This is a genomic window from Sciscionella marina DSM 45152, assembly GCF_000379465.1.
In the GTDB taxonomy this organism is placed as follows: domain Bacteria; phylum Actinomycetota; class Actinomycetes; order Mycobacteriales; family Pseudonocardiaceae; genus Sciscionella; species Sciscionella marina.
The window spans coordinates 483,270-497,523 of the sequence record NZ_KB905403.1 but is presented as its reverse complement, the minus strand read 5'-3'; the positions used below and the strand labels follow the sequence as shown (position 1 = coordinate 497,523).

Annotated in this window: 16 protein-coding genes and 1 pseudogene; 14 read left to right on the top strand and 3 right to left on the bottom strand. The window is 65.4% G+C overall.

What is annotated here, in order from left to right; translation table 11 throughout:
- Window positions 1-33: 33 nt before the first annotated feature.
- The 10 genes from A37U_RS54720 (at window position 34) to A37U_RS0127030 (ending at window position 10,421) form a co-directional block, all read left to right on the top strand.
- Window positions 34-1,566, top strand: a complete 1,533-nt coding sequence (locus tag A37U_RS54720) for an alpha/beta fold hydrolase (protein WP_020499811.1) — start codon at window positions 34-36, stop codon at window positions 1,564-1,566.
- Between the two features lie 514 nt (window positions 1,567-2,080).
- Window positions 2,081-2,701, top strand: coding sequence for a GNAT family N-acetyltransferase (locus A37U_RS50105; RefSeq protein ID WP_083933857.1), 621 nt, complete (start codon window positions 2,081-2,083; stop codon window positions 2,699-2,701).
- 219 nt (window positions 2,702-2,920) lie between these two features.
- Window positions 2,921-3,493: an IS110 family transposase gene (locus A37U_RS51010; RefSeq protein WP_020499809.1), complete on the top strand. Its 573-nt coding sequence runs from the start codon at window positions 2,921-2,923 to the stop codon at window positions 3,491-3,493.
- A gap of 332 nt (window positions 3,494-3,825) precedes the next feature.
- Window positions 3,826-4,839 carry a class I SAM-dependent methyltransferase gene (locus A37U_RS45470; protein ID WP_157183036.1) on the top strand — a complete coding sequence of 338 codons (1,014 nt, stop codon included), beginning with the start codon at window positions 3,826-3,828 and terminating at the stop codon, window positions 4,837-4,839.
- A gap of 285 nt (window positions 4,840-5,124) precedes the next feature.
- A complete protein-coding gene (exaC, locus tag A37U_RS0127060; RefSeq protein ID WP_020499807.1) occupies window positions 5,125-6,648 on the top strand; it encodes an acetaldehyde dehydrogenase ExaC in 1,524 nt (507 codons plus the stop codon).
- A gap of 64 nt (window positions 6,649-6,712) precedes the next feature.
- On the top strand, window positions 6,713-7,087 hold the full coding sequence (locus tag A37U_RS0127055) for a DUF779 domain-containing protein (RefSeq protein WP_020499806.1): 375 nt from the start codon (window positions 6,713-6,715) through the stop codon (window positions 7,085-7,087).
- Between the two features lie 380 nt (window positions 7,088-7,467).
- Entirely contained in the window at window positions 7,468-7,686 is a 219-nt protein-coding gene (locus A37U_RS0127045; protein ID WP_157183035.1) for a hypothetical protein, read from the top strand.
- Window positions 7,687-7,734: 48 nt separating this feature from the next.
- Window positions 7,735-8,178, top strand: a complete 444-nt coding sequence (locus A37U_RS0127040) for a MarR family winged helix-turn-helix transcriptional regulator (RefSeq protein ID WP_020499803.1) — start codon at window positions 7,735-7,737, stop codon at window positions 8,176-8,178.
- Window positions 8,175-9,857, top strand: a complete 1,683-nt coding sequence (locus A37U_RS0127035; protein ID WP_020499802.1) for an MFS transporter — start codon at window positions 8,175-8,177, stop codon at window positions 9,855-9,857. The genes A37U_RS0127040 and A37U_RS0127035 overlap by 4 nt, the downstream gene beginning before the upstream one ends.
- A gap of 12 nt (window positions 9,858-9,869) precedes the next feature.
- Window positions 9,870-10,421 (top strand): cysteine hydrolase family protein, encoded by a 552-nt coding sequence (locus tag A37U_RS0127030; protein WP_020499801.1) that lies wholly within the window; start codon window positions 9,870-9,872, stop codon window positions 10,419-10,421.
- A 513-nt stretch (window positions 10,422-10,934) separates the two neighbouring features.
- Here A37U_RS0127030 and A37U_RS50100 read toward each other — a convergent pair.
- Window positions 10,935-11,183 carry an ATP-binding protein gene (locus tag A37U_RS50100; RefSeq protein ID WP_276142693.1) on the bottom strand — a complete coding sequence of 83 codons (249 nt, stop codon included), beginning with the start codon at window positions 11,181-11,183 and terminating at the stop codon, window positions 10,935-10,937.
- 14 nt (window positions 11,184-11,197) lie between these two features.
- On the opposite strand from A37U_RS50100, the pseudogene A37U_RS55060 reads away from it, so the two are divergent.
- Both A37U_RS55060 and A37U_RS0127020 read left to right on the top strand, forming a co-directional pair.
- Window positions 11,198-11,332: pseudogene (locus A37U_RS55060) on the top strand (cytochrome P450); the annotation flags it as partial.
- Between the two features lie 165 nt (window positions 11,333-11,497).
- Window positions 11,498-12,361, top strand: coding sequence for an alpha/beta fold hydrolase (locus A37U_RS0127020; protein ID WP_240437677.1), 864 nt, complete (start codon window positions 11,498-11,500; stop codon window positions 12,359-12,361).
- A 415-nt stretch (window positions 12,362-12,776) separates the two neighbouring features.
- On the opposite strand, the gene A37U_RS53110 is transcribed toward A37U_RS0127020, so the two are convergent.
- Window positions 12,777-12,932: a hypothetical protein gene (locus tag A37U_RS53110; protein ID WP_020499798.1), complete on the bottom strand. Its 156-nt coding sequence runs from the start codon at window positions 12,930-12,932 to the stop codon at window positions 12,777-12,779.
- Between the two features lie 90 nt (window positions 12,933-13,022).
- Between A37U_RS53110 and A37U_RS53105 the strand changes: the two genes are divergently transcribed.
- Complete coding sequence (locus tag A37U_RS53105; protein ID WP_040588776.1) at window positions 13,023-13,460, top strand: universal stress protein; 438 nt, start codon at window positions 13,023-13,025, stop codon at window positions 13,458-13,460.
- Window positions 13,461-13,602: 142 nt separating this feature from the next.
- On the opposite strand, the gene A37U_RS53920 is transcribed toward A37U_RS53105, so the two are convergent.
- The gene (locus tag A37U_RS53920; RefSeq protein ID WP_240437676.1) at window positions 13,603-13,980 is read right to left on the bottom strand and encodes a hypothetical protein; all 378 of its coding nucleotides are present in this window, start codon (window positions 13,978-13,980) and stop codon (window positions 13,603-13,605) included.
- Here A37U_RS53920 and A37U_RS55055 point away from each other — a divergent pair.
- On the top strand, window positions 13,870-14,196 hold the full coding sequence (locus tag A37U_RS55055; RefSeq protein WP_051111734.1) for a CoA transferase: 327 nt from the start codon (window positions 13,870-13,872) through the stop codon (window positions 14,194-14,196). The genes A37U_RS53920 and A37U_RS55055 overlap by 111 nt on opposite strands.
- Window positions 14,197-14,254: the final 58 nt, after the last annotated feature.

Here is a 14,254-nt window from a genome sequence, read left to right as displayed (position 1 = left end):
GGCGTTGCTGCGGGGTCTTTCGATCATGGCTTGATGCGCAGCGGCTTCAACCCATTCGGCCACGTTCAGAATCTTCTGCCCAGAGGTATCAAGGAAGAAACTCGCCGCGAGCATCCCCGGCGCTGGTCCTTCGTCACGCCCGGCAGTGATCATCGCGTCTGCCCATCTGCGGGCGGCCTCGGCGTTGTTCGCGTCGATATCGACCAGCACCAGACACCCTGGTGTGCCTTCGGTGAATCGCACCCCGTCGTAGTAGCGGTAGGCATCGACCCTGCGTCGGACGAGCCCCGGCACCCCTCATCAACCGTTGCCGTCCACTGGGCTTTCGCTTGGCTCGCCGCCGAGCGCGAGCGGATCCTGCACAGTGCGGACCCGTTCGGGATCGGGAAGCACCTCGACACCCTCGACATCGCCACCTATCGTCCGTTCGACTTCCTGCCCGACGTCGAACCGGGCACGTTCGGCGACGTCTACGAGATCCGCACCTACCATCTGCGGATCGGCGGGCCGTCCCCGACGATCGCGGGTTGGCGGCGGGTGGTGTCCTCGCGAGTCGAACGCTATCCGCTGACCGTGGCCATGTACGCCCTCGACGGGGCGCCTCGGATCACGCGCATCCGGCCGTTCCCGAGCCTCGACGAACGCCTTCGCATCCGCGCGAGAGCCGTCGCCGACGGCATCCGGCCGCCGGAGAACGGTCCCGAAAGCATCGCCCGTGCCACATCAACGATCGCCCTGCCACCCCGATCTCGCCCTTGCGCTGACGGACACGATCCGGAGAGGATCGGTCCCGTGGCAGTGGTCTTCGTCAACGGCAACCCGGAGAACGGATCCATCTGGGACCCCCTCCTCGCTCGGCTCGCGCTCCCGGACGCCCGTCGTCTCAGCCCGCCCGGGTTCGGCGCACCGATTCCGGAGGACTTCCCCGGAACGGTCGACGCGCTCCGCGACTGGCTGATCGAGGAGCTCGAACGGATCGGTGAGCCCGTCGACCTCGTCGGCCACGATGTCGGTGGCAGCACCGTGCTGGCCGTCGCCATGGCGCGCCCCGACCTGCTGCGCAGCTGGGTCAGCGACTCGCTCGGCGTCTTCGACCCCGACTACGAGTGGCACCCGCTCGCTCGGGAATGGCAGACCCCCGAGCTCGGGGAAGAGTCGGTGGCGCGCTGGATGGGCGGCACGATCGCCGAGCGGACGGAGCGCGTGATGGAGCGGGTCGGCGCCGACCGCAGCGTTGCGACCAGCATCGCCGGCGCACAGGGACCCGAGATGGGTCGTGCCATCCTGGCGTTCTACCGGTCCGCCATCCAGCCCGTCATGTCCGAGCTCGGACGGAATCTCGAGGCCGCCGCGGCGCGGCCGGGGCTGGCCGTCATCGGTACGAGCGACACGTTCGTGGGCAGCGAATCGATGAGGCGGCGGGCGGCCCGACGGGCCGGCGCCCGGGAGGAGATCCTGCCAGGTATCGGACACTGGTGGATGGTCCAGGATTCTGCCCGTGTCGCCGAGGTCCTCACCGGGTTCTGGGCGGAATCGTCACGGCCGAGCGGCCCCGCGACGCCATGATCCGCAGCCGGAGCCCGTCGTGCACGATCGGGCAGCAGATGCTGCCTGTTCGGGACATATCGACTGTCCTGGGGGGCCGTCCGGCCCGCGAATGGAATTCGCGGCGCTCGTGACGTGATAGCAAACGGATGTAACACCTCCGTTCCCTCGCTCGGAGAAGACAAGGAATGCGGAGTGCTGATGTCGCGTCAGCCCGGCGGCACCGTCCCGGAGCATGCCGGGCGGACCCTTATGGGTATCCAGCAGCGCCCCGCCGATCCCGCCGATCAAACCGGTGTGCTCGGCGGTCTCCCGCGGTACGCATGTCCCGGCGTGCGACACGACACCCGCCCGTTCGCAGTAATCTCGACTCGTTTCCTTGGCTTGTCACGCTTCACCCGCCGGGTGCGTCCCGGCTCGGACGATCATGGACTCCAGCAAGCCCGTTATCCCTTGCAGGACAGGCACTTTCGTGCATCTACAGCCCGTGTCGTACATCCGCTCACGAAAGACCCAGGCTAACCTGTACATGTAGATGTGTGCACTGGTCTGGTTCGACGATGGGAGAGCACTCATGAATGTCGTGTCTGGCAGCCCCGGCCATGTCGCCGATGCGAAGGCGACGCTCACTCTGGCGTTCTGCGATGATCCAACCGTCCGCTGGCTGTACTCACGGCCAGGCAAATTCGCGGAGGCCTTCCCTGGAATGCGAGATGCTCTCGCGGGCAGCGGCTTCGAAGATGGGTCTTTCGATGTGACCAATGACGGAGCTGGAGCCGCCACGTGGCTCCGCCCCGGGGTTCACTCAGACGAGAACGCCTTTGGCACGGTAATCGAAGAGTTCGACCCAGACATCAAGGATGAGGCAATTGAATTCCTCGACCAAATGGACAGCTTTCAACCGACAGAAGATCATTGGTATCTACCATTGATCGGAGTGGAGCCCGGCCGACGCGGGCAGGGCTACGGCGGATCGCTCCTGGCGCACGGACTTCGGCGCTGTGACGCAGAGCATAAATCTGCCTATCTTACTTCGACGAACCCACGCAACATTCGTCTTTACGAACGCCACGGGTTTCGAAAATTGGGCGAAGTGCAGGTGGGTTCATCACCCGTGCTCACTCCTATGTTACGACCGGCCCAAGATCCCCGCTGAACCCATATCAAGGCAGCGGACGTGGTCAGCATGGGTGCCGCCGACGTGGGCCCGTGTTTCCGGCAACGCGGGAGGAAGCTTCCGTGGCGGAGCCTGAATGTGCAGTCGATCATGAGCCACGGGTCGTGTCGTGACGCAGAAGGCCATCCGCTGGATTGCGACTCTCTCATGGTCGGACCGCGATCTCGGCGGATTTCGACGACCCGAATCTTGTGCCGTGTGCCGGTGCTGGCGCCGGTCGAGCGCTGGCACTTGCATGAACTTGATCCCGGCTGGACACCACCGACCAAGATCGAACGAACCAGTGCGTACGACAAGATCGAAACCAAACTCAGCTCGCTGACCGGCATAGTCGCACGACTCGCTCACGCGCTGATGCAGCACGGCCGTGCCCTGACCGCGGAAATCGATCAGCTCACCGCAGAGATCACAGCACTCATGCAGCGTTTGGCGCCCCCGATGCTGACGATCTGCGGATGCGGTCCGCTTACGGCAGCGAAGATCCTTGCCGAAACCGCCGGCATAGAACGGTTTCGTTCCAAAGACGCTTACGCCAGGCATACCGCAACCGCGCCGCTGCCGGTGTGGTCATCCAATCGAACTCGCCACCGTCTGTCACGTACCGGCAATCGGCACCTCAACGCCGCCCCGCACCAGATCGCCCACACACAAGCCCACTGGCATCCTGACGCACGCGCCATGATCGCCCGCAGAAAAGCCAACGGCAACGGCGGACTCGAGGCCCTACGAATCCTCAAACGCCGACTCTCGAGGTCATCCACCGAACCATGATCAACAACACTCGAGCCCAACACGCACTCACAGCTTGACAAAGGGGCCAGCCAGTCCCTCCGGCACCCAGGGATGCCGGGTATGGATTCGGGAGTTTCGGCTCTGATGAGCGTCGGATTGCTGTCCGGTATGCCTGGACTGCGCCTTTTGCCGTCGATTGCGGTTCCCGGTGACTTTTGATCTCCGGTGATCGAGTCGATGTTGGGCAAGGCCGACTTGGCATACGGGTGATTCGGTAGGGGGCGGGTTGAAACGGGTTGGGGGCGACGTCCGCGGCAACCGGGCTGGCGACCGAACGGCGGTCTCACTGGGCGGTTCTTATGCTTCGGGCCATGGTTGCGGTCCTGTCAGCCCTCTCCGTGCTGGCTAGTTCGGGTGACAGCGGTGGTTTGGGGATCGGGGCGACGATCGGGTTGTTCGTGGGTATACCGGCCGGTGTGGTGGGCGCGGTGATCGCTGCGGTGTATCTGGGCAGCTGGTGGCATGCTCGCCGGTCGGGTGTCCCGTCGGAGCGTGGCCGGAGTCTGCCTGTACTCGGAACGCTGCGGCTGCCGGAGGAACCCGACCCCTCCGGCGTAGCGCGACGCTCGCGCGCCCGCTCATTCGGTCTCGTAGCCGAAGAGTACGACCAGACCCGTCCCGCACCGCCGTTGCTCGCGCTGCACTGGGCGTTGCCGCAGCGCTGCGAGCTCGCGCTCGATCTCGCGGCGGGAACCGGCATCGCCACCCGCGTGTTGGCGCGACGGGCCAGGCATGTGGTCGCGGTCGAGCCCGATGCCCGGATGAACCGGCTGCTGCACGAGCGCTCACCCCAGATCACGACGATCACCGCCACCGCGGAAGCGCTCCCCATCCGCGACGCACGCCTCGATGCGGTCCTGGTGTGTTCGGCGTGGCATTGGTTCACCCAGCCGAATGCCGGGCAGGAAATCAGCAGGGTACTGCGCCCGGGCGGTGTGCTGGCCGTGCTGTACTGCGGCCTCGACGAGCCCGCACAGCGGTGGCTGTCTGGATTGGCGACCATGCGCCACGGCGCCGATACCGCGCCCGGCGCGAGGCGTAGGCAACCGCCGCGATTACCGCCCGGACTGCCGTTCGCCGAATGGCAGCAGGCCACTTTCCACTGGAACAGGCAGATGCGTGCCGACGAACTTGCGACCTGGGTCTGCACGCACAGCCCCGTGCTGACCGCCGGACCGACCGAAAAAACCCGGACCGAAACACGAGCGCTCGAATACATCCGAGCGCACAGCGAACCCGGCCAAGACGGCAGGATCGAAGTGCCCTTCCGCGTCACCTGCTGGCGCGCCTACCGCGATCCCACACCGCTGCGAAACAGCCGGTGACGACCACGGTTCCTGGCCACCACCGCATCGATCCGGTGCCATCGGGGTCGCTCGAGGGGTGAACGCCCTCGCAGCAGTACTGCGCCGGAGGGCGGCTGGGAGGGGACCCTGGCGGCCTTTGCTCTTGCGTCTGGTCCGGACGGCTTGTTGCCCCTACCGCATAATGTCGGTACCGCGTTACCATGAGCATGAAGACACCGCAGATACGGCCTTGTGATCGAGTTTTTCCCGCTTATGCGGAGCTCACGGTCAGTTGTCCTGCTGAGCGGGTGGGTGGAGGTTGTCATGACCCAGTACGTCGCCCCGGGGTCCGCGGGGAGTGTGGTTTCCTACGAGTCTCGCTACGGGCATTTCATCGGCGGCGAGTATCTGTCACCGGCCAAGGGGCAGTATTTCGCCGATCCGACGCCGGTGACGGGGCAAGACTTCACCGAGATCGCTCGTGGCACGTCCGAGGACATCGACCGTGCGGTCGAGGCGGCCGCGGGTGCTTTCGGAGCGTGGTCGAAGACCTCGGCGACTGAGCGCTCGACGCTGTTGAACAGTATCGCCGACCGTGTCGAGGCGAATATCGAAAAGCTGGCCGTGGCCGAGTCCTGGGAGAATGGCAAACCGGTGCGTGAGGCGCTGGCGGCTGATCTCCCACTGGCGGTAGATCACTGGCGGTATTTCGCCGCTGCGATCCGGGCTCAGGAGGGCGGCATCTCGGAGATCGACTCGGACACGGTGGCCTACCATTTCCACGAGCCGCTCGGGGTTGTCGGGCAGATCATCCCGTGGAATTTCCCGATTCTGATGGCGACCTGGAAGTTGGCCCCGGCGCTGGCCGCGGGGAACACGGTGGTGCTCAAGCCCGCCGAGCAGACTCCGGCCTCGATCCATGTGCTGCTTTCGCTGATCGCCGATCTGATCCCGGCAGGAGTGGTGAACGTGGTCAACGGGTTCGGCGCCGAGGCGGGCAAGCCGCTTGCCGCGCACCCGCGGGTAGCCAAGGTTGCCTTCACCGGGGAGACGACGACGGGGCGGTTGATCATGCAGTACGCCTCGGAGAACATTCACCCGGTGACCCTGGAACTCGGTGGGAAGTCGCCGAACATTTTCTTCGACGATGTCGCCACGCATCGAGACGACTTCTACGACAAGGCTCTCGAGGGCTTCACTATGTTCGCCCTCAACCAGGGTGAGGTGTGCACCTGCCCGTCGCGTGCGCTGATCCAGGCAGGCATCTATGAAGAGTTCGTCCCCGACGTCATCAAGCGCACCGAGGCATTGGTGCAGGGACACCCGCTGGACACCGAAACGCAGGTCGGGGCGCAGGCCTCCAATGACCAGTACGAGAAAATCCTCTCTTATCTCGACATCGGCCAGCAGGAGGGCGCCAAAGTTCTCATCGGCGGCGAACGCGCGGAGATGGCCGGTGAGCTCTCCGGTGGGTACTACATCAAACCCACGATCTTCGAGGGCGACAACAAGATGCGGATCTTCCAGGAGGAGATCTTCGGCCCGGTCGTGTCGGTCACGAAGTTCGACGACTACGACGATGCCGTGAAGACAGCCAATGACACCCTTTACGGGCTCGGCGCCGCGGTGTGGTCGCGAAATATCAACACCGCGTACCGGGCCGGCCGCGATATCCAGGCCGGGCGAGTCTGGACCAACTGCTACCACGTCTATCCCGCCCACGCCGCCTTCGGCGGCTACAAGCAATCCGGCATCGGGCGAGAGAATCACAAGATGATGCTCGATCACTACCAGCAGACCAAGAACATGTTGGTGAGCTACTCAGACCAGCCGCAGGGCCTGTTCTGAAACCGGCCGTGGAAGGCGACCGTTTGGAGCGCCCCACTCGTTGACGAAGACAAGAGGGATTGCGATGCAGCGGGTCGATGTCACCACTTCCGCCGCGGACATGCTGCACCGGCTCACCGGCATGCACGGGCCGTTGATGTTCCATCAGTCCGGCGGGTGTTGCGACGGCAGCTCACCCATGTGCTACCCCGCAGGGGATTTCCACATCGGCAGCTCCGATGTCCACCTGGGTGATCTGACTGTGCCCGGAGTCGATGAACCGGTGTCGGTCTGGATGTCAGCGGCTCAGTTCGAGTACTGGAAACACACCCACCTCACCATTGACGTGGTGCCCGGCCGGGGCGCAGGCTTCTCCCTTGAAGCGCCCGAGGGGGTCCGCTTCCTGATCCGTTCGCGGCTGCTCACCGACGCCGAATACGCTGCCCTCGCCGCGAGCTGAAACGACAGCGAGCGATACCGGCACCCGGCTGCTGCGCTGGCCGAGCTCAGCAGCCGGTAGCAGCCGGATTCCTTCCGGGGTAGCGGGCTCGTCACGGTCACAGGCAGCCGACATCGTCGGCGGTGCGCCGTCCCCGGCGGGTGCATCCCGGTTCCGCCGTCGCGACGGCGTGTATGCCGACGGCCGCGATGAGGTGCAACTGTTCTCGCCCCAACGGCACCGGCGTCCCCGCGAAACCGGTCGGCTCGGGGACAGTGTCGACCTCGAGATGCGCGGTGTTCGGCCTCCATGCTCAATGCCGCCAAAGGACGCATGGTCCCAACCTTGTGACCGGTTGCCTCGGGGCCGAGCACGCCCTGCGGCACTACACCACCGCCGGAGTGATCGATGCGCGCGTAGCGTTTGACGGTGTTCAAGCCGAGATCGATCTTGCGGTGATCTCGGGCGGCCTCAACCTTATCGAGCAGGTCGTGGATCAGTTGCCGGTGTTTGCGGGCGGTCACCGCGCGCGACTCGATCGCTTCGATCGATGCCTGTCCCTATGGGGCAAGTCTTGCCCCTCGTCGATTCGGCCCGATACCGGGATCATCCGGACATAGTGCTCCGCCACTCGCAATAGTAGATTGATAAGTCTATTGTTACTAAATATGCGGGATCGTGAGTCCGATGAACTGGTACAGCTCGGTGGTGAGTTGCGGCTGCTGATCGGGCGGGTCGCCCGGCGTTTGCGACAGCGTCACGCTGTCGGCGAGCTGACGATGTCCGAGGTGTCGGCGCTGGGCCGGTTGGAGCGGGACGGTCCGCGCTCGCCTGGTGAGCTTGCCGAGCTCGAACGGGTCCGGCCGCAGGCGATGGGCAGTACGCTCACCGTCCTGGAACGGCGGGGCTTGGTGCGACGCGACACCGATCCGGCCGACGGCAGGCGTGTGGGAATGTCGCTCACTGCTGCGGGTCGCAAGGTGCTCAGGGATCGGCGCTCCGAGAGTGTGCAACGGCTGGCCGCGGTGCTGGCCGCGGAATTCACCATGACCGAACGCCGCAAGCTGCTCGCCGTGCTACCGCTGCTCGACCGGCTCGGGGACAAACTGTGACCACCACCGACACCGGCACGACCGTGGGGCCCCGCTACAAATGGGTGGCGCTGTCCAATACGACCCTCGGAGTACTGATCGCCACGGTCGACGGTTCGATCGTGATCATCTCGCTGCCCGCGATATTCCGGGGAATCGGCCTGGACCCGCTGATTCCAGCGAACATCGGGTACCTACTGTGGATGATCCTCGGGTATCTCCTGGTGTCCGCGGTGCTGGTGGTAGCACTCGGGCGACTGGGCGATATCTTCGGCCGGGTCCGCATGTACAACATGGGTTTCGCGATCTTCGCGTGCGCTTCGCTCGCGCTCTCGCTGGACCCTCTCAGCGCTGGGCCGGGTGCGTTGTGGTTGATCGGCTGGCGGATCGTCCAGGCTTTCGGCGGATCGATGCTCACCGCGAATTCGGCGGCGATCCTGACCGACGCATTCCCTGCGCGCCAACGCGGTATGGCCCTGGGAATCAACCAGATCACCGCCCTGGCCGGGCAGTTCATCGGCCTGGTCGCCGGAGGGCTGCTCGCCGCGATCGATTGGCGGGCCGTGTTCTGGGTGAGCGTGCCGATCGGGGTGGTCGGCACGGTCTGGTCGTATCGCAGCCTGCGTGAGACCGGGCAGCGCCGGGCAGCGCGGATCGATTGGATCGGCAACCTCACCTTCGCGGCCGGGACCGGTGTGTTGCTGGCCGCGATCACATATGGGATCCAGCCCTACGGTGAGCACCCGACCGGCTGGACAAGCCCCTGGGTGCTCGGGGGGCTGGGACTCGGGGTGCTGCTGCTTATCGTGTTCTGTGTCGCCGAGACCAAGATCGCCGAACCGATGTTCCGCCTGGCGCTGTTCCGGGTCCGTGCCTTCGCTGCGGGTAACCTCGCGGCACTGTTGACGGCGGTGGCGCGCGGTGGACTGCAGTTCATGCTGATCATCTGGTTGCAGGGAATCTGGCTACCGCTACACGGTTTCGATTACGAGGACACCCCGTTGTGGGCCGGCATCTACATGTTGCCGCTGACCGTGGGTTTCCTGCTGGCCGGACCGGTCTCCGGTTTTCTCTCCGACCGATTCGGTGCCCGGCCGCTTTCCACCACCGGCCTCGGTATCGTCGCCGCTTCGTTCATCGGCCTGCTCTCGCTGCCGGTGAACTTCTCCTACCCGCTGTTCGCCGTCCTGCTATTGTGCAGCGGCGTCGGGCAAGGCATGTTCTCCGCACCGAACACCTCGGCGATCATGAGCAGTGTCTCGCCCGAACAGCGCGGGGTCGCCTCGGGCATGCGGTCCACCTTCCAGAACTCCGGAACGGCCCTGTCCATCGGCGTGTTCTTCTCGCTGATGATCTCCGGCCTCGCCGGATCGCTGCCGCTCACGCTGTCCAACGGACTGCAGTCCCAGGGCGTTCCCACCGCCGTCGCCGGCCATGTGGCCGCACTCCCTCCGGTCAGCACGCTTTTCGCGACTTTCCTCGGGAACAACCCGATCGAGCACCTCCTCGCCCCTGGCGGCGTACTGCAGGCTCTGCCGCAGCACAACGCAGACATCCTCACGGGCAAGGGCTTTTTCCCGTCCCTGGTTTCGGCACCGTTCCATCAGGGTCTGGTCACCGTGTTCACCGCAGCGGCCGTGATGGCCGTGGTCGCAGCCATCGCCTCACTGCTTCGCGGCCGCCACCAGCGGTCATACTGAAAGGAGTAATCCGTGTCGAAGAGCGCACTACTGGTCATGGACATACAGCAGGGAATCGTCTCCCGGTTCACCGAAGGTTTCCCGGACTACCTTCCCCGCCTCGGCCAGGCGATCGCCACCGCGCGAAGCGCCCGGCTCCCGGTCATCTATGTGGTTGTCGGATTTCGGGCCGGATATCCCGAAGTGAGCAGCCGCAACCGCGGGTTCGGCGCCATTACCGATTCGGGCGGCATGCTCATCGGAGAAAGGGACACCGAGATCCATCCCGACATCACCCCGCAGGGAAGCGACATCGTGGTCACCAAACGCCGGGTCAGCGCCTTCGCCGGCAGTGACCTCGACGTCGTGCTGCGTGCTTCGGACATCGATACCCTTGTCCTCAGCGGTATCGCCACCAGCGGTGTGGTGCTCTCGACGCTCCGCCAGGCCGCCGATCTCGACTATCGCATCACGGTGCTCTCCGACGGCTGCCTCGATGGCGACGAGGAAGTGCACCGCGTGCTGACAACCAAGGTGTTCCCCCGCCAAGCCGAGGTTTGCCGCATCGAGAACTGGATCCCGTAACGAAGCCCACCACTGCCCCGGTCACCACGGCGATGCCCGGCCGCTCCGTCATCACGGGTGTTTGAGAGGCCCCGGCAGAACGGCAAGGTAGAGCACCTCAACCGCACCCTGGGCACCGAATGAGCCTACCGGCGAGACCTCCCACCAACACCGACCGCACAGCCACCCCTGCACCATCACTCGAGCACGACAGCACTCAACGCCGCCACAGCGCACTCGGATGTGGGCTTCGGGACTGTAAGAAATTTGGCTCTCGCGCACTTGTCGTGATCTGGTAGGTCGTCCGGATCCGGATCGTAGGATGTCGCGTGCCATCTGGTCGGCCGGATCTCGATGGGCGACAGCGATTCACGGGTCTCCGCAACAACTCCTGTCGAGTTCGACCGTGCACCCAGTCCACGGCTTCACGGAAAGTGTGCCAGAGCCGGTCTTCTCCCCGGTGGCGGACATTGTTCTCCCCGTGGGTGGACAGGAGAATTCCACGCTGGTGGACAGGGTTTCTCCCCGAGCTTGTTAGGTGAAAAGCTTCACCCCCTTGCCGGTAGTGGCTTCGGTAAGCCGGTAGCTGTCACTTTCAGTGACCACGACGTGGGCGTGGTGCAGCAGCCGATCGACGGTCGCCGTGGCGAGGGTTTCGGCATGATCTCGTCGAATCCTGACGGATGAAGATTTGAGCTGACCGCAAGCACGCAGCGCTCGTAGGAGGCATCCACTAGCCGGTAGAAGCCCCCGCGGCGTCCGGGGAAACCGGCAGGAGGCCAAAGTCGGCGACGACGATGAGGTCGGCTCGGATGACGGGGAGACGCTTCCCAACGCCCGAGAAGTTCAGGCCCGAGCGATGGGCTAGTTTGCGTCCGTGGATCACGGAGTATTTCCCCTTTGGGGCAGGCGCTCGCCGGTGCGTGGCTGCGGATCTCGCGCTGCGGCGCCTCGACGAGCTTGTTCAGCAAGTCCCCCGGCACGGCCGTCAAGCTGAGTGGAGTGCTCCCGAAGTCTGTCTCCACCAACAGCACGTTGTTCCCGATCGACCTCCGGATTCGGTTCGCCGGCCGACCCGTCGGTCGGTCCACCTCACGATGATGGGACGCATTTTGCGAATCACGTTAGCCGACGTCGGCATCTATTTCACCGCCTCCACCCGGCGGTCCTGGGACTCGCGCAAGCCGGTTGTTCTCGGCCTGCATGGCGGACCGGGGATCGACGGCGCGCAGTTGCGCTACTTCCTTGCGCCGCAGCAGGACTGGGCCACAGTGGTCGTTCCCGACCAGCGCGGCCACGGCCGGAGCGACCGATCGGATCCAGCCCACTGGACACTGGACCAGTGGGCCAACGATGTCCGTCAGTTCGTGGAAATTCTCGGCTTGACGGACGTTCTGCTGGTCGGGACATCGTTCGGCGGGTTCGTGGTGCAGCGATTTCTGGCCAGCCATCCCGGCGTGGTTCGGGGTGGAGTGATCGTCGGGTCTTCGGCGCGGAGGGCTGCCGCAAGCGAGATCATCGAGCGATACCGCGAACTCGGGGGAGAGGACGCCGCCCGGGTGATGGCACGGACTCTCCACGATCCGTCGCCGGAAAACGAGCAGGAATGGGCTCGGGTCTGCGCGCCACTGGCCCGGCTGCGCCCGCCGGGCGACGTGCTCACTCGGATCGTCAATGAGCGGATCACCACGCCCGAGGTCAACGAGCACTTCATGGCCACATTCGCCGACCTCGACCTGCGCGCCGACCTGTCTACGGTGCGTGAGCCGCTGCTTGTGCTGGCCGGCGCTGAGGATCCGCTCACCCCGCCTGACGTCGCAGCAGAGATCCAGAAGCACTCTGGTGCCGAAGTGACGTTCCAACTCGTCGAGCGAGCCGGCCACCAAGTGCTGTGGGACCAGCCCGAACGCTCGAACCGGTTACTACGCGAGTTCGCCGGGTCCCTTGACCTGCCGCTGTAAGTCCTGACGCTGAGTCTTAACCTGACTTCTCACTGAAGGTGCCGCCAATGACCTCGTCCGCGTTGCAAATGTCCCCGTCGTCCGATCAGGTGCTGCGCGCCCTGGAACAGCTCGGCCAGTCGGGCACCAGCTAAGATCCGTGAGCGATTCGTGATCACTCCGCCGCTCGAGCCGGCCAGCACGCTGGACCAACTGGGCGCGGCGACCAGCGCCGCGATCGACGGCCTCGACGCCATCCGGGACGACATCTGCGATGGTGACATCGCGGCGATGGCAAGGCTGTGTCAAGCCGCACCGGGTGAGGTCGAGTTGGTGGCCATGCAGCCCCTGGCAGGACTGGGCCACCATCGCCCGCCCGGACGTGGTTTATCAGCGGCGATCGGCCGGTGGAACGCCGACTCCACGGCCGGGCTATTCAGGGGTCGGCGTCGACGTACCCGGTCGCCTCGGAGAAGACGTTGACCGAGGCGAAGCCCAGGCAGGCGAGCGCGACGATCACCATCGTGGCGCCGACGAAAACCCCGGGTCGAGCCGTGGCAGCGATGACAGCCTCGTACGCAGGGACGCTCATGCGGTCCCCGCCCCGTCGTCAACCGGGGCATCGCCGGGCATCAGTGGCAGGAGAAGCTCGTACATCTGGCAGGTCCCGCAAGCCGCACCCGTGAGCCACACGGTCACCGAGGTCTCCGACGCGGTCATCGGCGGGGTGGACGGCTCGCCCTCCTCCGTCATGGCACTGCGCATCGCCGGGAACCTCGGCGCCGCCCTGGGCACCGGGCTGAGGATCGTCACCGAATGGCAGGCGCCCTCCTCGGCCGAAGACGTCTACGGCAGCGAGGTGATCGGTGGCGACGACGAGTGGGCTCGCCGCATCCAGCACGACGCCTTGCGCGAGGCGTTCGGTGACCGGCAACCGGAAGCATGCGAGTCCGTCGTCGTCGAGGGCGACAGCGCGAGCGTGCTCATCGAGGAGGCCTCCTCGGCCTCCATGCTCATCGTCGGCTCCCGCGGACACGGAGCCGTCGCCGGACTCCTCATGGGCTCGGTGAGCGCCGCCTGCGCCGAACACGCGACATGCGCCGTCCTTGTCGTCCATTGACCACCGCCTGGCCGAGCCCTTGACAGTGACGAGCCGCTCGCTTTCCTAGTTCCCTACATCTGCTCTGTGCTGCCAGAGCTCGCTGTAGACGTCAGGGGCGGGTGCCGGTGCGGGGAGCGTGTTCGTGGTCGAGCGGAGGCCGTCAATGGCGATGCCCAGCAGACGGTCTCGCAGGTGGGGAGCCTTGGTCGGGTGGTGCCGGGAGGCGGCTGAACTGATCGATGAGCAGGGACAGGTCCATGGTGGTGACGTCGGTGCGGAGTGCTCCGTCGTCATGTACTCGTGCCACGAGGGCATGGGTGCGGGCGTCGGCCCTGGCCCCGACCTGGTCCATCGCGGTGGTGGGCTCGATCCGGCCGGCCAGGGGCGCGAGCAGACCGAAGCCGTCGGCGACGCTGCGCCGGATGTAGTGCACCAGGCCGACGAGACCGAGCGCTCGAATCCGGAACGGTGGCCCGATCTCCGGAAACGGATCGCCGAGCAGTTCACTCGCGCCACACGTCGTGACTGGACAGCTCACTTCGCCGACACCGACACCTGTGTCGCGCCCGTCCTCTCGCTGAGCGAGGCGAAAGACCACGCACAGCTCGCGGCCCGCGAAACATACACCGAGGTGAGCGAGGTGAACCAACCCGCTCCGGCTCCGCGCTTCAGCGTCACGCCGACACACATCCGCAGCGCACCCGGGACTGGCGCCGTCACTGTCGAACAGGCGCTTGCCTCATGGGCCCGTTGACTTTCGGCACGTGTCGGCGCAGCGTACTGGACTCCCAAGTTGGTGCGAGACGAATCTG

What these genes read in the sequence shown, in the direction of transcription:
- A37U_RS0127055 (WP_020499806.1), top strand. Translation starts at nt 6,713, where the DNA reads ATGCAGCGGGTCGATGTCACCACTTCCGCCGCGGACATGCTGCACCGG.
- A37U_RS50105 (WP_083933857.1), top strand. Translation starts at nt 2,081, where the DNA reads ATGTGTGCACTGGTCTGGTTCGACGATGGGAGAGCACTCATGAATGTC.
- A37U_RS0127040 (WP_020499803.1), top strand. Translation starts at nt 7,735, where the DNA reads ATGCGGGATCGTGAGTCCGATGAACTGGTACAGCTCGGTGGTGAGTTG.
- exaC (WP_020499807.1), top strand. Translation starts at nt 5,125, where the DNA reads ATGACCCAGTACGTCGCCCCGGGGTCCGCGGGGAGTGTGGTTTCCTAC.
- A37U_RS54720 (WP_020499811.1), top strand. Translation starts at nt 34, where the DNA reads ATGCGCAGCGGCTTCAACCCATTCGGCCACGTTCAGAATCTTCTGCCC.
- A37U_RS53110 (WP_020499798.1), bottom strand. Translation starts at nt 12,932, where the DNA reads ATGAGCGTCCCTGCGTACGAGGCTGTCATCGCTGCCACGGCTCGACCC.
- A37U_RS45470 (WP_157183036.1), top strand. Translation starts at nt 3,826, where the DNA reads ATGGTTGCGGTCCTGTCAGCCCTCTCCGTGCTGGCTAGTTCGGGTGAC.
- A37U_RS0127020 (WP_240437677.1), top strand. Translation starts at nt 11,498, where the DNA reads ATGATGGGACGCATTTTGCGAATCACGTTAGCCGACGTCGGCATCTAT.